General features: G+C 65.6%; 23 protein-coding genes and 1 pseudogene. 10 read left to right on the forward strand and 14 right to left on the reverse strand.

From position 1 onward, the window contains the following. Positions 1-64 precede the first annotated feature (64 nt). Complete coding sequence (locus GFY24_RS25115; RefSeq protein ID WP_153807533.1) at positions 65-469, reverse strand: DUF779 domain-containing protein; 405 nt, start codon at positions 467-469, stop codon at positions 65-67. Positions 470-781: 312 nt separating this feature from the next. Then, the gene (locus GFY24_RS25120) at positions 782-2,005 is read right to left on the reverse strand and encodes a transcriptional regulator (protein WP_153807534.1); all 1,224 of its coding nucleotides are present in this window, start codon (positions 2,003-2,005) and stop codon (positions 782-784) included. 146 nt (positions 2,006-2,151) lie between these two features. On the opposite strand from GFY24_RS25120, the gene GFY24_RS25125 reads away from it, so the two are divergent. After that, positions 2,152-2,577 carry a hypothetical protein gene (locus GFY24_RS25125; protein WP_153807535.1) on the forward strand — a complete coding sequence of 142 codons (426 nt, stop codon included), beginning with the start codon at positions 2,152-2,154 and terminating at the stop codon, positions 2,575-2,577. Between the two features lie 22 nt (positions 2,578-2,599). Here GFY24_RS25125 and GFY24_RS25130 read toward each other — a convergent pair whose 3' ends face one another. Beyond that, the gene (locus GFY24_RS25130) at positions 2,600-3,049 is read right to left on the reverse strand and encodes a nuclear transport factor 2 family protein (RefSeq protein ID WP_153807536.1); all 450 of its coding nucleotides are present in this window, start codon (positions 3,047-3,049) and stop codon (positions 2,600-2,602) included. Between the two features lie 121 nt (positions 3,050-3,170). Continuing rightward, positions 3,171-3,584: a hypothetical protein gene (locus tag GFY24_RS25135; RefSeq protein WP_153807537.1), complete on the reverse strand. Its 414-nt coding sequence runs from the start codon at positions 3,582-3,584 to the stop codon at positions 3,171-3,173. A 6-nt stretch (positions 3,585-3,590) separates the two neighbouring features. Here GFY24_RS25135 and GFY24_RS25140 point away from each other — a divergent pair, with 6 nt between their 5' ends. The 6 genes from GFY24_RS25140 to GFY24_RS25165 all read left to right on the forward strand — a co-directional run bounded on the left by GFY24_RS25140 (position 3,591) and on the right by GFY24_RS25165 (position 9,461). After that, positions 3,591-3,800, forward strand: coding sequence for a hypothetical protein (locus GFY24_RS25140; protein ID WP_153807538.1), 210 nt, complete (start codon positions 3,591-3,593; stop codon positions 3,798-3,800). 45 nt (positions 3,801-3,845) lie between these two features. Continuing rightward, entirely contained in the window at positions 3,846-4,502 is a 657-nt protein-coding gene (locus tag GFY24_RS25145; RefSeq protein WP_309231308.1) for an ATP-binding cassette domain-containing protein, read from the forward strand. Next, positions 4,499-5,275 (forward strand): ABC transporter permease, encoded by a 777-nt coding sequence (gene fetB, locus GFY24_RS25150; RefSeq protein ID WP_309231309.1) that lies wholly within the window; start codon positions 4,499-4,501, stop codon positions 5,273-5,275. Before GFY24_RS25145 ends, fetB begins: the two co-directional genes overlap by 4 nt. 78 nt (positions 5,276-5,353) lie before the next feature. Then, positions 5,354-6,334 carry a terpene synthase family protein gene (locus GFY24_RS25155; RefSeq protein ID WP_153807539.1) on the forward strand — a complete coding sequence of 327 codons (981 nt, stop codon included), beginning with the start codon at positions 5,354-5,356 and terminating at the stop codon, positions 6,332-6,334. A gap of 272 nt (positions 6,335-6,606) precedes the next feature. After that, positions 6,607-7,647 (forward strand): polyprenyl synthetase family protein, encoded by a 1,041-nt coding sequence (locus GFY24_RS25160; protein ID WP_375336097.1) that lies wholly within the window; start codon positions 6,607-6,609, stop codon positions 7,645-7,647. 254 nt (positions 7,648-7,901) lie between these two features. Beyond that, positions 7,902-9,461 (forward strand): amidase, encoded by a 1,560-nt coding sequence (locus tag GFY24_RS25165; RefSeq protein ID WP_228566622.1) that lies wholly within the window; start codon positions 7,902-7,904, stop codon positions 9,459-9,461. A gap of 59 nt (positions 9,462-9,520) precedes the next feature. Here GFY24_RS25165 and GFY24_RS25170 read toward each other — a convergent pair whose 3' ends face one another. After that, positions 9,521-10,372, reverse strand: coding sequence for a serine/threonine protein phosphatase (locus GFY24_RS25170; protein WP_309231310.1), 852 nt, complete (start codon positions 10,370-10,372; stop codon positions 9,521-9,523). 426 nt (positions 10,373-10,798) lie between these two features. Further along, complete coding sequence (locus GFY24_RS25175) at positions 10,799-11,317, reverse strand: GNAT family N-acetyltransferase (protein WP_309231311.1); 519 nt, start codon at positions 11,315-11,317, stop codon at positions 10,799-10,801. Positions 11,318-11,624: 307 nt separating this feature from the next. On the opposite strand from GFY24_RS25175, the gene GFY24_RS25180 reads away from it, so the two are divergent. After that, complete coding sequence (locus GFY24_RS25180) at positions 11,625-12,206, forward strand: hypothetical protein (RefSeq protein ID WP_153807540.1); 582 nt, start codon at positions 11,625-11,627, stop codon at positions 12,204-12,206. Positions 12,207-12,508: 302 nt separating this feature from the next. Here the strand turns inward: GFY24_RS25180 and GFY24_RS25185 are convergent, their stop codons facing one another. Then, on the reverse strand, positions 12,509-13,252 hold the full coding sequence (locus GFY24_RS25185) for an SDR family NAD(P)-dependent oxidoreductase (protein WP_153807541.1): 744 nt from the start codon (positions 13,250-13,252) through the stop codon (positions 12,509-12,511). 186 nt (positions 13,253-13,438) lie between these two features. After that, positions 13,439-13,843 (reverse strand): hypothetical protein, encoded by a 405-nt coding sequence (locus tag GFY24_RS25190; protein WP_153807542.1) that lies wholly within the window; start codon positions 13,841-13,843, stop codon positions 13,439-13,441. A gap of 256 nt (positions 13,844-14,099) precedes the next feature. Here GFY24_RS25190 and GFY24_RS25195 point away from each other — a divergent pair, with 256 nt between their 5' ends. Further along, positions 14,100-14,960 (forward strand): GNAT family N-acetyltransferase, encoded by an 861-nt coding sequence (locus tag GFY24_RS25195; RefSeq protein ID WP_153807543.1) that lies wholly within the window; start codon positions 14,100-14,102, stop codon positions 14,958-14,960. On the opposite strand, the gene GFY24_RS25200 is transcribed toward GFY24_RS25195, so the two are convergent. Then, positions 14,957-15,544, reverse strand: a complete 588-nt coding sequence (locus GFY24_RS25200; RefSeq protein ID WP_153807544.1) for a TetR/AcrR family transcriptional regulator — start codon at positions 15,542-15,544, stop codon at positions 14,957-14,959. The two genes, GFY24_RS25195 and GFY24_RS25200, sit on opposite strands and share 4 nt — an antisense overlap. 130 nt (positions 15,545-15,674) lie before the next feature. Between GFY24_RS25200 and GFY24_RS25205 the strand changes: the two genes are divergently transcribed. Further along, positions 15,675-16,568 (forward strand): NADP-dependent oxidoreductase, encoded by an 894-nt coding sequence (locus tag GFY24_RS25205; protein WP_153807545.1) that lies wholly within the window; start codon positions 15,675-15,677, stop codon positions 16,566-16,568. A 158-nt stretch (positions 16,569-16,726) separates the two neighbouring features. Here GFY24_RS25205 and GFY24_RS25210 read toward each other — a convergent pair whose 3' ends face one another. From GFY24_RS25210 to GFY24_RS25230, 5 genes and pseudogenes are all read right to left on the reverse strand, one after another. Then, positions 16,727-17,215, reverse strand: a complete 489-nt coding sequence (locus tag GFY24_RS25210; RefSeq protein WP_194853013.1) for a hypothetical protein — start codon at positions 17,213-17,215, stop codon at positions 16,727-16,729. Between the two features lie 24 nt (positions 17,216-17,239). Next, complete coding sequence (locus tag GFY24_RS25215; protein ID WP_153807546.1) at positions 17,240-17,803, reverse strand: hypothetical protein; 564 nt, start codon at positions 17,801-17,803, stop codon at positions 17,240-17,242. Positions 17,804-17,878: 75 nt separating this feature from the next. Further along, positions 17,879-18,769, reverse strand: a complete 891-nt coding sequence (locus GFY24_RS25220; protein ID WP_153807547.1) for a class I SAM-dependent methyltransferase — start codon at positions 18,767-18,769, stop codon at positions 17,879-17,881. 836 nt (positions 18,770-19,605) lie between these two features. Then, positions 19,606-19,785 carry a hypothetical protein gene (locus GFY24_RS25225; protein ID WP_153807548.1) on the reverse strand — a complete coding sequence of 60 codons (180 nt, stop codon included), beginning with the start codon at positions 19,783-19,785 and terminating at the stop codon, positions 19,606-19,608. Positions 19,786-20,178: 393 nt separating this feature from the next. Next, positions 20,179-20,561 (reverse strand): annotated as a pseudogene (locus GFY24_RS25230) (LysR substrate-binding domain-containing protein); the annotation flags it as partial.

Raw genomic sequence — 20,561 nt, forward strand, 5'->3', positions numbered from 1 at the left:
GACAACCGATCTCACGTGCAGGGCGGTGGCGCGGCCGGCCCGGAGAAACCGGCCGCGTCACCTCTCATCCGGTTCGGTCGGCGCCTCGGGGCGGGGCTGGAGCCGCGTCCAGGACTGCCGCTTCGGCGTCGGTGAAGAGCCGGGACCGGATGATGAATCGGACGCCTTCGGGGGCTTCCAGGGAGAAGGTGGTGGTGCGGGCGGGTATCACGTCGACGGTGAGGTGGGTGTGGCGCCAGTGTTCGTATTGGTCGACGGTGATCCAGAAGGGGGTGTCGGGGAAGACTCGGCCGAGCATGACATCGGCTGCGCCGACCCGGAATTCGCCGAGCGGATAGCACACGGGTGAGCTGCCGTCACCGCAGCTGGATTGATGGAACATGACCGGACCGTTATGGGAGATGAGCCCCTGCAGCACATCGGCCGCGGCCTCGGTGATGGCCACCCTGGTAACGGAACCCGTCCTCATCCGACCCCTCCAAAATCGCACGGACTGCTTCGGAAGCTTTGCGCCTCAAAGAGATCCGAAATTCTCGGGGGAGTGGCTCGTAAGTACGACACTGCCGGCGGTGCCAGGTTCGGCGTAAATCATGGTCGCGGCTCCTGATCGCAGATCTGCGGTGACCGGGGTCACTATGAACCCACCGGGTTGGCAGAGGGTTGGCGCAGGGTTGGTGAAAAGTAGGCTGTTCACTGCAACCTCGGCGCAACGATGCCCCCACCGCTGTGGCGGTCGTTTCATATCGCCGAGACGACCGGGGAAAAGGCCGTCATCGACCAACTACGCGCGTAACGCGGTGTGCAGTCGGGCCGCCGCCAGCGCGCGGCGGCTGTCGCCCGGGGCGAGCAATCGCAGTGCGTGCTCGTGAATTTCGATATCGTCCGGGCAGCGCTGCCCGAATCGCAAGGCGTGCTCGGGATTTCGATCCGCGAGCACCGCGGTGCGCAAGCAGACGTCGAGGTGTTCACGCCACTGCACAATGCCGGGAATATCGGAATCCGGTAGTAGCGGACCGCGATACAGGCGCACGGCGGTGGTGAGATCGCCCGCCTCGAGCGCGGATAGCAGTTCGGTGGCATCGCAGGCGACGGGATCGGTGAGCATATAGCGGCGATCCGCGATCTGACCGTCGGTGGCGCGGCGCAGGCGCGAGACATCGGCTTTGAGGGTGCTCGGGGACACCGACCGGTCACCATAGACGGCAGCGTGCAAACGCTCGGGGGTGAAACCCTCCGGCTCCAGCGCGAGCAGGGTGAGAATCTCCACCTGACGCGGGCGCATGGCGACCTGCCGGCCCTGCTTGTAGAGGCGTGGCACACCCAGGCATTCGAGGCGGGTGCGGGCGGCCGGCCTGGAATACTCTGCGTGCAAACGTGATTCGATGGCGGTGACCAAGGCCCGCACCGTGGTCAGGATCATCGGATGCGAGCGATCCCAATAGGTCGACAGGTCCAGCACACCCAGTTGCCGCCCATCGGCGGCGCGAATGGGCGCGCAGTAGCAGACCCAGCCGTGCAGTGCCTCCACCAAATGCTCTGCGGCCCATACCGAACTGGGGCGGCCGGTGTGCAGGGTCAGGGCGACGCCGCTGGTTCCCATATACGGTTCGTCCCAGCAGCCGCCGGGTGCCAGGTTCACCGTCTCGGCGCGCCGCCGGACCGACCGGTCGCCGCAGCTGAACAGCACGGTCCCCGCGTCATCGGTGACGACCGCGACCATCCCGGCATCCTCGGCAATGGCACGAATCTCCCCGGCCAATTCGGTGACGGGCGTCCGCAGCGGCGATTCCGCCCAGCGCGAACCCAATTCGTCCCGATCGGTGGCGGGTGCGACCGCCCGCGCCGGATCGACAGTGCGCAAGGACCGCTCCCACGACTCCACGACTTCTTCCCGCAGCACCGGCGCCGGCACCCCGGCGAGCAACTGCCGCGGACCCGTGGCCCACCGCGCCCACACCTTCTCCAACTCCGCACGCTGCTGTGATAGGGCGGGCAGGTGTGTCATCGCGCAAACTCCTCGCGGGGCGACTCGGAAATGCGATACCCCATGATGGCGCGCGTACTCACCACGTGTACCCCATTCGGTGGAGTCCATGCGTTAATTCGATTCGACCGCCTTCGCAGCCTTCGCGAACGGCCGGATATCGGTGCTTGCTGGCCGGTTGGGGTAATCGCGCTCTGAGCGTGGCCGCCGCGCACGCCGATCTCATCGCCTTCACCGGTGCGGGCACGGACGCGAACGGCAAGCTCACTCTCGCCGACTCCGCCGCCACCGTCGAACGCATCGACCATGTGCGCGCCCTGCTCGGCGAACGCACCGTCGAATTCAATCTCCTGGTCCAAGCCGTCGTAGCCCCCGAAGAGCGTTCCGCCGCAACCGATTACCTCGCGGACAACCTGCCACCCGACTTCAGCGGCGACTTGGAGGACCTCCCGGTCGTACTGTTCGGTACGCCGGATCAGATCGCCGACACCCTGCGCGAACGCCGGAAAACCTTCGGGTTCAACTACATAACCGTCCTGGAACACAATATGGAGAAACTCGCACCCGTCATCGCGCTGCTGCGCGGCGAGTGAGCCAGCGGCGCGGTCGAGTCCGTCAGCTCAGGACCGCGTCGGCCGGCGGGGCGACGAACATGTAGGACTTCTCCTCGATGCGCTGGTGGATGCGCCATTCACCGTCCACGCGGACGAAGGTGTCGTGATACCAGAGCCCGCACAGCATCAGGCGGCTATGACCGTCCGCGCCGGCCACCAGCATCGGGTTGTGGCACATGGTGCGGGCGGTGGCGTGATCGCCTTCGACGCGGATCGCGGAATTGGCGACCATATGCTGGAACGCCGAGAAATTCGGCATGACGGCGGCGAGGAAGGTTTTGGTGGACGCCAGATCGCCGGCCGGACCGCCCATGGCGGTGTAGTCGATATGGGCGTCGGCGGTGAAGAGCTCATCGAGCAATTCCCACTGGTGGGTGTCGACCGCATGCGAATACCGGACCATCAGGTCCTGTATTTCCATACGGTCGGAAATCTCCTGCAGGGACAGCATGAGCGCCTCCGGGTTGTGCCTATCCAGCTGTGGGTCGGTGCCCGAGCGTACGGCGCACCGGCGGCTGATCTTGTGTTTTCGAAAGATACGGCGATGCAATCGATCTCGTCCAGACCGGTCGTCAACTTTCGACGGGCACGCGACGCGGCGGTAGCAGCAGCACGGCCAGCAGCCAGCCCAGCAGGGCCGCGACAATGGGCGCACCGGTCCAGAACTCCACGATCTCGGGCACTCCGCCTTCGCTCACCGACGCCGACCCGAAGTACAGCGCCCAGGTGAGCAACGGGGCCAGCGCTCCGAAAAGTTGATAAGCGCCGGGCCGATCCGCTGCCGGGCGCAACAGTCGCGCCAGCACGTCCACCCCGATCGCCGCGACCACGAACATCAGCAGAATGGACAGATTACGGGCCTCGTTCTCCGCACCGGAGAGCACGACGGTGGGCAACATCGTCAGCACCGCCGCACCGAACGGAAGCCGCCACCGCGAATGCGCCCAGGCATCGAGGATCAATCCACCGACGAGCCAGGTCGACACCGCCGCGTGACCGCATCCGCCCCCGCCGTGACCGCCGGTCCGGCCTGGCGTGGATCACCCACCGTCGCAATAACTCTCGCACCCAATGTCTGCGCACTCACCGCATCCACGGTACGCAGCGGACGCGGGTCAGGCCCCGTAATCCTTGACGGCGACGGTACGAGCTACCTGCTGCGGCGCCCCGCCGGCGTCCCGCAGCCCGTCCCGGGCGAATAGCGCGCCGCTCCGGCCTGCCGGTCGAATGTGCGGCATTGTGGTCCCGTGCCCACCATCACCCTGGAACAGGTCAGCGCCGGTTACGGGTCGACACCGCAGCTCATCGAGGTGAACGCGACCTTCCTCGCCGGGCGCTGCGCGGCGGTCGTCGGTCCCAGTGGTGCGGGTAAGACGACGCTGCTGCGGCTGCTGAACCGCTTCGGTGAACCCAGCGGCGGACGGGTGCTGCTCGACGGTATCCCGATCGTCGAGCTGTTCGTGCAGACGCTGCGCCGCCGGGTCGGGCTGGTACCGCAGAAGCCGGTGCTGCTCACCGATACCGTCGAGGAAGAGGTGCGGGTCGGGCGTGCGGTCACCGCGGAGCGGGTGGGGGAGTTGCTCACCCGGGCGGGGCTGACTCCCGACTTCGCGGGCAGGCGCTGCGCCGAACTGTCCGGTGGTGAGGCACAACGGGTTTGCCTCGCACGAGCCCTCGCGGTGGAGCCCGAGGTATTGCTGCTGGACGAACCGACCTCGGCGCTCGACGATGTCGCGACCGCCGCGGTCGGCGATCTCATTCGCACCCACTGCGACTCGGGTGGCAGCGTCGTATTGGTAAGTCACGACACCACTTTCGTCACCGAGGTGGCCGATGAGACATGGCGGTTGGAGCACGGTCTGCTCTCCCGCCGCACCGATCCGAGGACCGGTGAATCGTCGTGACGAATGAGCTCTCGGTACCCGACTGGACCGGCGTCTCGGCCTCGCTGCTACTGGTCGGTCTGGCCGCGCTCATCGCCTACCGCCAGCGCCTGAACCTCACCCGCGAGTTGCTGATCGCGGCCGCCCGGGCCGGAGTCCAGCTGATCGCGGTGGGCGCGATTCTGCTGATCCTGTTCCGGCACACCGGATTACCGGGTGCGCTCGGCTGGGTGGTGCTCATGGTGGTGATCGCGGGCTTCGTGGCGGGTCGCCGCGGTGCGGGCCTGCCGCATGCCCGCCGCTCCGCCACCCTGGGCGTTGCGTTCGGCTCGACCGTCACCTTGGGGGCGCTCATTCTGCTGGGTGTCATCTCCACGCACGCGCGGGTGGTGGTTCCGGTGGGTGGCATGATCGTCTCCTCGGCCATGCAGGCCACCGGTATTGCCCTGCGCCGTCTCGCCGAGGATGTCCGCCGCTCCCGCGACGCCGTCGAAGCCCGTCTGGCCCTTGGGCTTTCGGCGCACGACGCGTTTCTGCCGTATCGCCGCTCCGCACTGCGCACCGCGCTGATTCCCGCGATAGACTCCACAAAGGTGGTCGGGCTGATCAGTTTGCCCGGCGCTATGACGGGGTTGATTTTGGCGGGTGTGGATCCGCTCACAGCGATCCGCTACCAGATAGTGGTCATGTATATGCTCTTGGCCGCAACGACTCTCGCAGCGCTGGCCGCTACCCGGGTCGCCGAACAGACCCTCTTCGACCCCGCGCAGCGCCTGGCTCCACTGACCGAATAGCCGTCGGATCGCCGGTCTGCCCGAAACGCCGGTATTGTCGTATCGGCGAGTAAACTGGTTGGGAGATAGGCAGTTTCGATGGAACCAGCCGATTTTTTCATGCCGTACGGTCCGGTGGAGCTCAACGCACTGGAGCTGGAGGCAGAGGCGGGGATGTGGGAGTGGCTCGAGGCATTCGAGCTGATACCCACCGAGTTGACGCGGCGGCGGATGGAACGCACCAGACCTGCGCGCATGTACGCGCTGTGGTGCCCGAACGCCGATGTCGAGGAGCTCACACTCCTGAGTCAGTACACGGCTTGGGCTTTCGTCGTCGACGATCAGTTCGATATCGAAATCCCGGATCCACAGCGCAGTCTGGAAGCCGTACAGGCCCTCAACACGGTATTCGACAGTGCCGGGCAACCTTCCGGCGTCCTCGCCGTGGCGTTTGCCGACCTGTGGCGGCGGCTGTCGGAGGGCCGCTCGACGGAGTGGCGCGAAGCCGTACGAGGTGAGATCCGCGACTGGCTCTGGACGTATTACACCGAGAGTGTGGGTCGTCTCTCCGGAAACCTCCCGGATCTGGAGACCTATCGCGCGCATCGCCGAGACGGTGTGGCGCTCTTCGTCTTTCTCGATATCAGCGAACGCGCGGAGGGTGTGGACCTGACCGCGGCCGCCCGCTATCTTCCGGCCATGCGCAGCCTGCGCGAGGCGGCGGTCGAGCATATGGGGCTGTTCAACGATGTGCTCTCGGTGGCCTCGGACGAAGCGTCCGGCTACCTCTACAACTCGGTGCTGCTGGCCGAATATCACCTCGGGCACAACAGACTCCAGGCCCTGAAGCTGGTGAACGACATGCTCACCGAATGCATAGACCGCATGACCGCCGCACTGGAGCGACTACCCGCCGAGCTGAACGACGCCGGCATCACCGGTCGTGACCGGGCCGACACCCTGACCACCGCAACCAACTACACGGTGTACGTCCGGGCGAATTTCGATTACCACTACCAGGCCGCCCGTTACACGAGCGCGCCGATCGAGGCTCTGGAGCACGGGCTGCCACTGACCTGAACAGCGGCGTTACGGCCGTTGCAGAAATGAAATCCGCAGGCGGCCTCGCGTTTTCGCACCGGGATGGGACGATTGAAATCTTCTATGCATGACCGCCCAATCACCGTCGGGTGGCTGCGGGGGCCGTGTCCGAGCGAGCGGGGACGATTATGCGAGCGTCGAAACCGACCAAAAACACAGCGGGACAACGACTCGACGGTATGCGCCGATGGGGTCTGACCCGGCCGAGCCGGGTCAACCGCATCGACCACAGCGAAATACGCCAGCGCCCGGTGGAATACGGTCAACACCCGGCCGAGAGCGGCACCCAGCACGCGGCCCGCGGACAGCTGGCCGCGGCACGGCTGGCCATCGAACCGGTACTGCGCGCGGCGATCGCCTCACTCGCCGACCCGATGGACGATATGGCGGGCTACCACTTCGGCTGGTGCGATGCCGACGGCATGGAGACCATCGGTGTGCAGGGCAAGGCTTTACGTCCGGCCCTGACCTTCGCCGCCGCCGTGGCCTGCGGCGGCAGTATCGAGAACGCCACCCACGCGGCCGCGGCAGTCGAACTGCTGCACAACTTCTCGCTGGTACATGACGATGTCATGGACCAGGACCAGTTCCGGCACGGCCGCCCCACGGTCTGGCGGGTATGGGGTGAAACCAATGCGACTCTGCTGGGCGATGCCCTGCAGGCACTCGCACTCGGCGTGCTCTCCGATGGTGTACCCGAACCCGTGACCGCCCAGGCGGTGATCCGGCTGGCCCGCGCCACTGTGACACTGTGCCGTGGACAGTACGAGGATTGCGCCTTCGCGGAACGGTCCTCGGTGAGCGTGGACGAATACCTCACCATGGCAGCGGGCAAAACCGGCGCATTACTGGGCTGCGCGTGCGCGCTCGGCGCATTGTGCGCGGGCGCGGATCATCGCGTGGTGTCGGCCATGCACACCTTCGGCTGCGAACTCGGCCTGGTGTTCCAGCTGGTCGACGATGCCATCGACATCTGGGGCGATCCCGAGGTGACCGGAAAACCCGCACACAGCGACCTGATTCAACGCAAACAGTCGTTCCCCGTGGTCTGCGCACTGGCCTCGAATACCGACCCGGGCCGTGAGTTCGCGCGCCTCTATCAAGCCCGTCAGCCCATGACCGCGGACCGCGCGGCACGGGCGGTCGTGCTGATCGAGGAGGCGGGCGGGCGGCAGCGCACCCTCGAACGTGCCGCCGACGCACTCGAATCCGCCCTCAACGCCCTCCCGCCGGAGGTCGCCGCAGCCGACCTCACAGCGCTCGCGCACCTGGTGGCCTATCGCGACAAGTAGGGGGTCGAGGGTGCGCCTGGCGGACGCGGCGACGATGTTCCTCGACACGATCACGGCGACGAACCACCCGCCGCGGCTACGGCATCGCGTTGAAGCGCGTCGCCGTGGCCGGCGGTCGGGCTAATAAACCGTGGCCGGAGAGGAACATGATGGGCATTGAGACATCTATCCCGTTGTGCGATGCGGTATTTCATGTCCTGTGCTAGCGGAGTTGGCCCACTGCCGAAGCTGTGACCTGGGGTGGGCCGTACTCGATGGCGGAACGAGTGCGTGACTTTGCCTGCGCAGGTGGCCCGTTCGACTTTCCCGTTGTGCGAAGCGGCATTTTATGTCCCCTGCGGCAGGCCAATAGCGTCGGATTCATGGAGTGGAATTATCGGTCGGCCGAAGAGCTTTCGACTGCGTTGCGTGCCGGTGAGGTGACCTCGGTGGAACTGACCGAGGAGGCGATCGCCCGTATCGAGCGGGACGACAAGGCGATCAACGCGATCTGTGTGCCGGACTTCGACAATGCGCGGGCCGCCGCACGCGCTGCCGACCAGGCGCGCGCCCGCGGCGAGGACCGGCCGCTGCTCGGTATTCCGGTGACGGTCAAGGAGTCTTACAACATCGCCGGGCTGCCCACGACCTGGGGCATTCCGGCGCAGCGGGACTACGTGCCGGCCGAGGACGCGGTACAGGTGTCGCGGCTGAAGGCGGCCGGCGCGGTGCTGCTCGGTAAGACCAATGTGCCGTTGACGCTGCGAGATATCCAGAGCTTCAACGAGATCTACGGCACCACCAACAATCCGTGGAATCACAGCCGCACGTCGGGTGGGTCGTCAGGCGGTTCGGCGGCGGCCCTGGCGGCCGGATTCGGCGCGCTGTCCATCGGCTCCGACCTCGCCGGTTCGCTGCGCACCCCCGCGCATTTCTGCGGTGTCTACGCGCACAAGCCGACACTCGGGCTGGCGCCGACCCGCGGCATGGTCGCGCCGCCCGCGCCGGCCCTGCCGATCGACCTCGACCTCGCCGTCGTCGGCCCGATGGCACGCACCGCCCGCGACCTCACGCTGCTGCTCGACGTGATGGCCGGACCGGACCCGCTGACCCACGGCGTCGCCTACGACCTCGCACTGCCGCCCGCGCGCCACGAGCGGCTGTCGGACTTCCGTGTCCTGATCATCGAGGACCATCCGCTCATTCCGACCGGATCGGCGGTGCGAGCGGGCGTGAACCGGGTCGCCGAGGCGCTCGACGACGAGGGCGCCCGGGTCGAACGGCACAGTCCGCTGCTGCCCGATCCGACCGAAGCGGCGACGCTCTACATGCAGCTGATGCTGTCGAACGCCGCCGCAGGTCTTCCCGTCGACGTGTACGAACAGCTGCAGACCCACGCCGCCGCCCTGAGCGCGGACGACCGGAGTCTCGATGCGGCGCGGCTGCGCGGCATGGTGCTCAGCCACCGCGACTGGGTCGAGGCGAACAACCGTCGCGAACTCCACCGCCACGGCTGGCGGCAGCTCTTCACCGAGTTCGATGCCGTGGTGTGCCCCATCACGCCCACTCCCGCCTTCCCGCACGACCACAACGGAGGTCTCGAGAACCGGCACATCGACATCGACGGCGTCGAGTACCCGTACTTCGACCAGCTCGTCTGGGCCGGTATGGCCACCATGCCCGGCCTGCCCGCCACCGCCATACCCGCGGGCCGTTCCCCCGAGGGGCTGCCGGTGGGAGTACAGCTCATCGGCCCGATGTTCGAGGACCGCACCCCACTGCGGCTGGCCGAACTGCTCGAGCAGAAGATCGGCGGCTTCCAGGCACCGATGTAGGGTGCAACGGCAAAACACCGAAAGGTGTTGCCACGCAGGGCGTATGACGCTATCGCGTATTAGCCGGCCGGGTATTCCGCATGGATGTCGCCGCCGAACAATTTCCAGTAGAAGGCGTTCATCTTCGCGGCGGCAGGTGCGTGCCGGGTCAGGATCGAGGCCACCACTGGCGACACGTCGTCTGGGATATGACCAGCGGCGCACTGAATTACGTACTCGTTGCGGGCGACGGGACCGCCGCTGGACGGCATCGGTACCCCGCAGACATCGGTCACCAGCCAATTGACCAGCCGCATGGCGGCGTAGCCGGCGTCATGAGTGACGTGGCGTTCGGCGAAGTCGCGCTCGGCGGTCGACAGGTCGAAATGCGTCGAGGTAGCCAGCCCGAAGTCGCTGAGATAGATCCGCTCCCCGTTACTGCGCATATTGCCGAGATGTCCATCCATGTGCAGCAGCTCCCGAGCGCCCAGGAACGCCACAATCTCTGAAAACTGCCGCTCGACCGCGGCGGCCTTGCCCGCCGGGTCCTCGCTCAGCCAGTCCGATATCGGGTGCGGGATGTATTCGCAGAACAGCACCAGGCTGGACGATGCGGCGGCCAACGCTTCGAGCCGGGCACGCACGGCCGGGCAGCCACCCTGGGCGGCAACCACCGTGTCGATGTCGGCATGTTCGGCTGCGACCGGCGACCGCCCGGGCAGCACCCGCCAGTGGTAGAGCATCGGGAACGACTGCGTCTCACCAGCCAGAACACCATCGGTGACAACGATGTTCGCGGCCAGCTCACGCCATGCGTTGAAGCTCGGGCCGCCGATACCGTACTGGCAGAACACCGGCAGGTCGAACAGGTTCGCGGTGGAGCCCCAATGCGCGAGCTCCCGATCGGTCAGCGGGATGCGCTTGGCGAACACCGATACACCGTCGGCGTGAAGGACTGTCGAGCCGCCGCCCACTCCCACGCTGTTCGACCGACCCGTGGCCATGAGCTCGCCGAGCTCAATGTCGTTGTGGGAAGCCAGAAAACCCGAGAGTTTGTGGTGGCGTTCGCTCCTGGCAGCTGTCATCGCACGATTCTGCCACCGACCGTGTGGTTGACCGCCTGCTGCTGACTGAAGAGTCGACCCGGCAGCGGGATTCGCCACCGGGGTTACGCGTGGCTACGCTGGTGAATCCTCACCGCGGTTATCGATGAACTCTGATGTCGGACGGCGTGGCCGAGATCTGTTGGTATCGGCGAATTCTGACGTCATCGACGAGCATGTCCGGAAACCTGGGCGTGTCCGGCGAACGCACGCTACTGCCGATGTTCGTGTGATCGTCAGACCTTGTATCGCAGCTCAGCCCAGCTGCTTTTCGAACCAGTGGTCCGCCAGCGGGTGGTTGTCGTACGGCGGGATCTCGGTGTACCCGTGCTTCGCGTAGAGGGCGCGGGCCTCCACGAGGTCCTTGCGTGTGTTGAGTCGGATCGAGTGGGCGCCGAGTTCGCGGGCGGCGGCCTCGGCCGCGCCGAGCAATTCGGCGGCGCCGCCCTGGCCGCGGGTATCGGGGCGGACGAACATGCGCGTCAGCTCCAGCGTTCGCGCATCGAGGTGACGCAAGCCGATACAGCCGACGGCTTCGCCTCGTCGGCGCGCGAGCAGCAGCAGGCCGGTCGACGGGGTCAGATCCGCGCTGTCGTGGCCATTGGCAAGATGCCGGTCGATCTCCGCGTCATCGGTGGGACGGCCGTAGTAGCGAGTGATCATCTCGGCCAAGTAGAGCCGGAGGATGGCGGCCGCATCGGTTGAGCGCGGCTCGGCGGGCTCGACTGTCCACCGGGTGCTGATCGGGGCGGAGCCGCGGATCCTCTCTGTCACCGGATCATTCTGTCCCACTGGTCAATCGATGGCGGCATCATCGAAGCCTTCACCGTCCCGGAACAACGCCGAGCGGGTGTACGTCAGAGGTGGTCGCGGACTATGGCCACCACGTCGGCCCTTCGGCTCAGGAACGGGCAGTGACCGCCCGGCAAGGTCGAGACGGTGTTGCAGCGTTGGGTGAAGTGGGCGGCCATTTATCAAGGGGCGCACAACTATTCGCTATACCCGCACTGGTATATCTGCTGCGCCGGAGGATATTGTCACCATCCGGTACGCCACCAACGACACGTATCAGGGGAAAGTGATGGCTCACGGGAGACGCGCCACTCCGGCCGATCGCGACCTGGATCCCGAATTGTTCGACTCCGCCGCCCAGCAGTCCGCGGCCTGGCTCGCGTGGAGCGATCGAACCGCGATCGACGCCCGCATCGAGACGCTGTTCACCGAGACGCTGCCCCGACTGGAAGCGGTATGGGGCAGCGAGGGCCGCCCATCGCTCGATGACCGGTACAGCGCCGCCGCGTTCGACTGGATCGTCTCCCTGATCGATACCGCCGTACTCGGCGAGGGCGGCCGGTACGCCTCCGAACGGTTATCTCGCAGACCAATTCATCACCTATGTCGGCGAGTGGATGGTGCGGCGCGTCGAGGGCGTTTGGTTCAACTCACCCGAGAACGGTGCGCCGATCTTCGACGGGTACGGCCGGCAGTCGGTTACCGATGGTCGCAGGAGTCGACGAACGACTTTCCGGTACTGCTGTTCATGATGGCCGTCGACAGCGACGACGGCCCGTACGGATACTTCGTGGACCTATTGCACGGGCGCGCACTGACATTCGCGCGGGAGCGAGATCGGCCGGATCTGGAAGCGGAGATCTTCGCGTAGTCGTACGCGGGCATGGAACCGCAGAAGCAGCCCTGGCGGCAACGGGTGGCTTCGGAAGGTTCCAATGGGTTTTCACCGGACGAGACGACAGCTGGTGGGTCTGTTCGGTGCACAATACGAATGTGGCGGGCAGCGCCGAACGGCATGCGGCCGAAGCTGTCAGTGACTGACCAGACCTGGCGCCCACTGCCGTGAAACGTCCGCTTCAGCCGCGATCCGCGCGGTTCGGCCCTGCGTGGCCGCGGCTGACGTGGTCATCTCCTGGTGTGCGAGAGTTGGGGTGGCCCAGGTATTTTCGCGAGTCAGAGGAAGCTGCCGCCGCCGTTCACCGCTATCGTCTGGCCGGTCAGGAAGCCGTTGCTGATCGTCAGGAGTACCGCCCGGCCGATATCGTCCGGAGTGCCGATGCGCCCCACCGGAATACGATCGGCGACACCGGCTTCCTTCAGCGGTGCGGCCATCTCGGTATCGATGAGCCCGGGGGCGATGGCGTTGACCGTGATCCCATCGGCGGCCAAACGCGCCGCATAACCGCGGGTAAGTCCCTCCAAACCCGCCTTGGAAGCGTTGTAGTGCACCCCTACGCTGCCCGCGCCCCGGGCCGCGACGGACGAGATGTTCACAATGCGCCCCCACCCGCGCTCCCGCATCGACGGGGCGACGGCCTGGATGGTCAGGAACGCGGATTTCAGATTGATCGCCAGGGTTTCGTCGAAGTCCTCCTCGGTGATGTCGTCGAGGCCGCGAATGACGGCGACGCCGGCATTGTTGACGAGCACATCGATCGGCCCGAGCTCCGCGGTAACGCGGTCGACCATCGACTCCACCTCGGAGCGCACCGCGACATCCGCCCGGATCGCGATGCCCTTGCCGCCAACTCGTTCGATATCGGCCACCGCCTGCGCGGCCTCGTCTTCTCTGCTGCGGAAGTTCACCGCAACCGCGGCACCGGCGCTCGCGAGTGCGACCGCGATACCGCGTCCGATCCCCCTGGAACCACCGGTGATCAGGGCAACGCGACCCGCGAGGTCGAAATTCGTCTCCATATGTGAAGCGTATGAGTTCGAGCGCACTCCAAGTCAAGGCCCGCGGCGCCGATCTCACCCGAATCGTCTCCCCACCCGCCAGCCGCAGCCGACCTGAACGATGCAGTTCTCGACTGCCCTCCAAAACTCAACGGGGAGTGGCCAACCGATGGAAACGGCTGAGAGCGTGGAGCTCGAACGCACTGTTCAGGATGACGAACCGGTGCCATTGGCGGGCCACGGTGGAATCGCGCCGTTGTCGATCACCACATTCTCGTACCTGATCCCCCTGATCGGATTGTCGTAGGTGCACGGCAGATCGTGGTTGCTCGCGCAGGGCTCGCGGTGGCTGCCGCAGCCACCCATCACGCCCGTCGTCCGGTGCGCCGGAAGATAGGCCGTGGTGCGGTGCACCACTCCGAAATCGCAGTTGACGACGACGTCTACGCGATAGGTGTCGTCGGTTTCGTTGCGGCACCAGAAGTCGGTGCACGAAACCCAGGGAGCCAATACGACCGGTGTCGACGCGGCGGCCGGGGGAGCGGTAACACCGAGAGCAAGCGCGAACAGGGGACTCGTGATACCCAACAGGGCGGTCAATCGTCGGCTCATATCATTCTTTCCGTGCAGCGCATTCGAACTCGTGATCGAATCTACCTGCACCGCCGAGGTCTACGAAGTATCGGGCCGACCCTGCGATGACCCCAGTTTTACTGGATTGCAGTGGTTTTCAATTCATGCAAGATCATTTGCTGCCGCCGACCGTCTTTCGGCGCAAGCGAGTTCGGGATCGGCATCGAGCGCGACCGCGGTGCATCCCTCGACGCTGTAACCGCTTGCGGCCGTGGGAAGCTCGCAATCAATACGGATGCGCCTCGGGCCTGACTTCGGCAGCATGGGTGGAATGGGCTGGAACTTCACCGAGGATGTCGAGCAGTATCTGGAGGCGGCTGGCGAGTTTCTGCGGTCCCGGCCTGCCGAATGCAATGTCGCATTGACCGTGAGCGCGACCGTTGCCGCCGGCAACAAGCCGGCGCATCCGAACCCGCCGTTGTTCGGCTGGTTGTCGCGCGACGGGCGGGTTGGCGGGGCGATCGTGCACACCCCGCCGTTCCCGCTGGGTCTGTTCGGACTCGCTGGCGCCGATACGACCGAATTGGTTGCGGCGCTGGAGAATACCGGTCGGGGAGTTGACCATGTCGTCGGCCCGGCCGGTGTCGTGCAGGCTTTCGCCGACGCCACGCAGCGCGGATTCGAGGTTGTCGAACAGCAATTGCTCTACCGGTTGGGCGGGCTGGTGGCGCCCCGCCCGACGGCCGGGCGCGCCCGGCTTGCGCAGCAGGCCGACCGCGAGGTGCTCGAGGATTTCACCAAAGTGTTCGCGGATGAGGACACCTCGGTGCCGTTCGATCAGGTCGGTGAGCGGCTGTCCTACAACGGCATCTGGTTGTGGGAGGTCGACGGACAGCCGGTGTCGGTCGCCTCGCTCTCGCGCAGCGTTGCCGGGATCGTGCGGGTCGGCTTGGTGGCCACCCCACCGGAACATCGTGGGCACGGCTACGCGGCGGCGGTGACACACCATGTGTCACAGGTCGCGTTGGATACAGGAAACCGCGAGGTTCTGCTGTTCACCGACAGGTCGAATCCCACGAGCAACGGCATCTACCAGCGGTTGGGTTACGAGGTCGTCGAAGAGCAGATCCAAATGCGGCTCGGCGCAACGCATTAGGCGCGTTCGGAACTACCGGTGACCGCCCAGGCCGCGTCGATCATCCGGAAGATCTCGTCCACCGCTGCCTGCGGGTCGGACGCCTCGCGGGCCAGTGAATAGGCGTCGATCACGAACCGCGCGATCGCCTGGCTCGCCGTGCCGGTGGGCGGCTGGCCGAGATCCGCGGCGATCGCCACCGCCAGCGACTTCGCATGGCGCAGCCGCATCGACTCCTCGTATTCGCGCAGTGCGGGTGTCCGGTCGATCAGATTCCAGATCGGCGCGGCCCCGTCGGCCATGCAGTGCTGGACCATCGCGTGGATCTCGTGCCGCAGCGCGGGGATCAGCGGTTCGTCCGTCGGCCGACTGGTCACGGCCTGGGTGAGGCGTTGTTCGAAGTTCTCGTCCTGCTCGAAGACCAGGGCCTCTTTCGAAGCGAAGTGGGAGAACACCGTGGTGACGGCCACGTCGGCCTCGGCGGCCACGTCGCGGATACCCACCGTGTCGTATCCGCGTTCCAGAAACAGCGACAATGCGGTGTCGGCGATCTTCTGGCGGGTCGCGGCCTTCTTGCGCTCACGACGCCCGGTCGGCGCGGTCATCGCTTGATGCTATCAGCTGCAAAAACGCATCGATTTCGAAATCCTAACGGTTAGGCGAATGATCATATCGCTACCTGCTACGAAATAATAACCGTTGCAAAACACTAACCGTTAGTCCTAACGTGAAGGCATGAAAGCAATGCGCTTCGCCGAGTACGGCGGCCCGGAAGTCCTGAAACCGGTAGAGGCAGCCGAACCCCACGCAGGCCCCGGTCAGATACGCATCGCCGTGCGAGCGGCGGGAGTGAATCCGCATGATTGGCGAGTCCGCGAGGGACAGTTCCGGCGAATCAACCCGATCCCGCTGCCCGCCGGTGTCGGGCAGGACGCATCGGGCGTGGTGGACGAGGTCGGCGCCGGCGTCGTCGGCATCGAGGTCGGTGAGCCCGTATTCGGCCGGGGTTCGAACACCTACGCCGAGTTCGCAGTCCTGTCCTCCTGGGCGCGCAAACCCGAGGGATTGAGCTTCGCCGAAGCGGCCGGATACCCGTCGGTGGTCGAGACCGCGATTCGGATCATCGGTCTGGTCGGTGTCCAACAGGGACAGACGCTGCTGGTCAGCGGCGCAGCGGGCGGAGTCGGGTCGGCGGTATTGCAGATCGCCCACGAGCGGGGAATCAACGTGATCGGCACAGCCGGGGCCGCGAACCAGGACTATGTGCGCAGCCTCGGTGCCATCGCCACCACTTATGACGCGGGCTGGGTGGACCGAGTACGCCCACTGGGCCGCATCGACGCCGCGCTCGACCTCAACGGTGCGGGCGTCCTCCGCGGACTCCTCGACCTGACCGGAGATCCGAACAAAGTAGTCACCATCGCCGACCTCGAAGCACCAATGCTCGGAATCCGATTCGCCGGTGTCGGCGGCAGCATGCCCGAAGCCCTCGCCGCAGCCGTCGACCTCATCGCCCGCGGAAAGCTGCACATCCCAGTCGAAAAGTCATATCCCCTAACCGAGGCCGCGTCCGCACACGCCGACAGCCAGGCCGGACACACCCGCGGTCGCCGGGTCCTGCTCGTCTGAAACGGATCGTCCCCGAGCCATGGACGCTTTGGCACCTTGGTGCGGAGCACGTGTGAGGGAGGCCCAAAGGTAAACGCGCCGAGACGATCTCGGCCTCGGCAAAACCATAACGCCGATAACCATGTATTGAACGACCGCCTGGTCGATCAGGATTGCAGTCAATCGCTGGTGTGCCGGTCAGGGCGTACCCCCAGAACGCCGTGCTGCGTTGCCTGTTGGCTGATGTCGGTGGTGCGCGACCCCGTGAGGTCGGCGAATGCGTCTCGCAGGTCGAGGGCGGGCTCGCCGAGAATGATTCTGCTGATGATGAGTTCGATCATCACGCGGTCGTAGTCGTCGGTCGTCCGGCGGACGCGCTGGGGGTCCGTCTCGACTGCGGCCGAGGTGATCCTGCGGCCGCCGGCGACGGGGGAGAACTGCACCTCGTACACCCCGTAACCGGTCCAACTGCGGTGCATGTAGACAATGTCGCCTTCGGCGAAGATGTTCCATTTCTCGTCCATACTCTGCGACTGGCAGCCGCTGCGGATGCGGTCCCATTCGCTTGCGGTCCAGACGCGATCGGGCAGCTGAGAAAGGGGTTGGGGCAGGAGGATCGGATGCAATGTGCGGAAAGAGCTTCTGGTCAGTGGCGCGTCACGGTCCATGACTTGATCGTAAATACGTGAGGATCACGGTTTCGGAGTGGACCGCAGGAAGCGCCAAAGCATTCGTATCGCCGAATCACCTTCGAACAACGCGTCGATCTCCTTGATGAGCGCGATGAGGCCGATAACGAAGAGCCCCATTACGGTCCAGAAGTACCACCATGGCCGGACCTCGCCGTCCAACCCGACCTGGCCCAGCTTGTACACCCACATGATCGAGAAGACCCATAACACCAGCAGGGTCCCGAGAAAGCGAAAAGTCGCCCACCGAAAACTTTGGCGCACATGGCGTTCGGCTTTCCTGCTGCCGGGCTGGGTGCTCGTGATGTTGTTGGCGACCCGAACCCGGGCGAGCTGGGCCTGGATCGCGGCCTCGATATCAGCCAGCCCTTCTGCCTGATCAGGCCAATCCTTGGCGATGGCGATCAAGGCTTGGAGATCCCGATATGGTGCCTTGCGCTCGTTCCACAGCGCCACCCCGGCCGCGATTACGGCGGCGACGACCACTCCGAGCGGCACGAAAAGCCCTATGTAATCCACGAACACAGTTCCGCGACCCGGGTCGGCCGCGAGGATCTGAGCATCCATGTGGTCAATAATTACAAACGAGGTTCGTTCCCGGCAGGTCTTCCGTGACACTCGTCAGCGCGGTTGAGGACGTCCTCAGTGGCTCGCCCGTAGTATCCGGACCGGGCGCAATGCTTGGGGTGGTTCGCCCTCGAATTCCGTTGAGCCATCGAGGTATCCGGCGATGAGGTCTGTCGCGGAGTGGTCTTCGATGTCGGTGAAGCCGAGTGTGCGCAACTGGGCGGCAAGGTCGTCGGGAGTGAAGTAGCTGAACCAGGGTTCGCCGACGGCTGCCGCTCGACTCGCGCGCGCCTGCAGTTGCGCACGATCATCTTCGGTGTCCCCCGACTGTAGGTAGTCGAAGATCACCTCGGCCGAATTGGATTGCCGAGCAATGTATTCGAGGGTGGTGCGGGTGGCGTCCGGGGTCAGATAGAAGACGACTCCGAGCCATACGAATACGGCTGGTTCCGTCCGGTTGAATCCGGCGTCCTCCAATTGTGTTGCCAGCGTGTCGGTTTCGAAGTCGACCGGCACGAAGGTCAACCGCTCAGGCAGGTCGATACCGGATGCGGCGAGGCGTTGATGTTTCCAGGCTTGGGTAGCGGGATGGTCGACCTCGAATACGCGCAGGCCAGGATGCGGGTTGCGGTAGGCGAAGGTATCCAGGCCCGCGCCGAGGATCACCACCTGTCGTGCGCCGGCGGCGAAGGCTTCGGCCACCCGATCCTCGGCGAAACGGGCACGAGCGGCGAAGAACAGCCGCCGCGGCCGATCGCTGACACCCAGTCGCAGGATTCCCAGGCCGACGCCGCCATCGGGACCATCCTCCGCTGGCTGACCCGCTTCGGTTAGCTCATCCGCATTGACACCCAGCAGACGTGCAGCCAGTGGATCGGTGAGAATCGTTGGCTGGTCGACAATTTGGTGATAAGCCCGGGCGTAGGCAGTCGCGAGCGCTGTCCGGCTGGGTCCCTCATTCTCCATACTCGAGACGTTACTCACGAACACGACGCGAGCACCGTGAACTCGGCCATACCAGCTATTCCCTGGCGGAGTACGCCCGTCCATGCCGAACCCAGCGCGATTGCAGCGGATCGGTCGCATAACCCGTCCACCCCAGTTCCTCACAGGTCGCCGCGAACCACGTCGCGATCACCACGAAAGGCAACGCCGCCAACGCAATCGGGATACCTCCATCGACCGCATCGAGCCCACGGGCAACCCCATATGCGGCTCCTCCTGCGACGACCGGCAACCCCGCCGCCAGATACCAAACCTTCCTCGGCGCAGCCGAATAATCGAACGCACGCCGCAGCAGCACCCAGACCGCTGTCCTGCCCTCGTCCCGACACACGAGAACACCGCCGCGAGCACCGGCACCAGGAACATCACCGCGCTGGCCGGCAACCTCAGCGCGCCCACCCGCACACTGTCGACGACCGCACCCAAGCAGAAGAACGGCAACGACATCGCGGTGACCAACGTCAGAAACAGCAGCGGATGCCGCCTGGAATCGACTTCAGAACCCATCGCCCCAGCTTGCCGCACAACGAAATCGGCGCCGAACCCCTGGAGCGTTGCGGCTGGATCCGCTCAGGCCACGCTGATCGAAACGGTGCGTGGTCCGAAGCCGCCACCGTGGGGCCGCCGAAAGGTCACTGGGCCGTGTCCGTCCGAAGCCGACCGAACGCACCATCATGCCGATGAGCGTGCGCAAGCTGCGATTGTCTTGCGTCAAGGACTTGGCATGGGTTTTCGCCGGTCAGAAGGTGGGTACTTCGTTCGGGCCAAGCTTCAGGATTCCAGGGCCGCTCGGGGGCTCACATGGCGGAGCTGGAGAAGTCGTTGCTGCCGGGTGTGGTCTTCGCGGGGTACGTGACACGACCTTCGCGACGCAGCCGCCGCATCTTGCGGCCGAGCAGGAAGAAGACCAGCGCGAACACGACCAGGCCGCCGGCGGGGATCGCGATCGCCAGGAGCAGGCCTGCGTGTGCGCTCATGGGGACCATCCTGCCTGCCGAACGCACGCTACTGCCGAATGTCGGATGACCTTCCGTAGCAATCCGTCACCGAAATTGGGCATTTGTCCAGCGATGTCGTTCAGTGTGGAGCTATTCGACAAGGAGGGAGGCAGGCGAATGGCCGAGAAGCCCACATTCGACAGGGTCGATAATCTGAGCGGCTTGCAGGCACCAAAGGTAAACGACCTGGGGTCGAGTGTCAGCGTGTTGGGGGTGAATAACCTGGCCGGCTTCACCATCGATGACGCCGGGCGGCCGTCGCTCGAGCAGTTCCGGGCGGCGCCACCCCCCGCTGTCGGCGCAGGCCCTGGCTCTGGTGGTGCGGGTCGGCCTCGCCACCGCCGACGTCCGTCTCGCGTGACCTGCTGCGCGTCAATCCGACAGCCAGTCCAGCTCGTGTGCCAGGGCTTTGGCGACGGTACGGATGCGGCGGTGTAGTGGTGACTGCACGCGCGGGAGGACCAGGTGGATGGTCAAGGTGGGTGCGCCCTGCAGCGGTCGCCACGTGAGACCGGCCGTTTGTGTCGTGACCGCGGCTTCACCGGCCGGGGCGAGGGTGAGTCCGTCGCGTAGGTCGCGCTGAGACATGTCGAAAGAGACTGCGGGCGTGTGGAATCGGGGGGTTGGCCGGGTGTCGCGGAACAGTGCGGACAGCTGATCGTGGATCACGGGGTTGGCGGTGCGGTCGGGGAGTCGCAGCGGATACGCGGCCGCATCGGCGATCTCGATCTCCGGGTGTTCGGCCAGCGGATGAT

Origin of the sequence: Nocardia sp. SYP-A9097, from assembly GCF_009649815.1 — a bacterium.
Lineage (GTDB): Bacteria > Actinomycetota > Actinomycetes > Mycobacteriales > Mycobacteriaceae > Nocardia.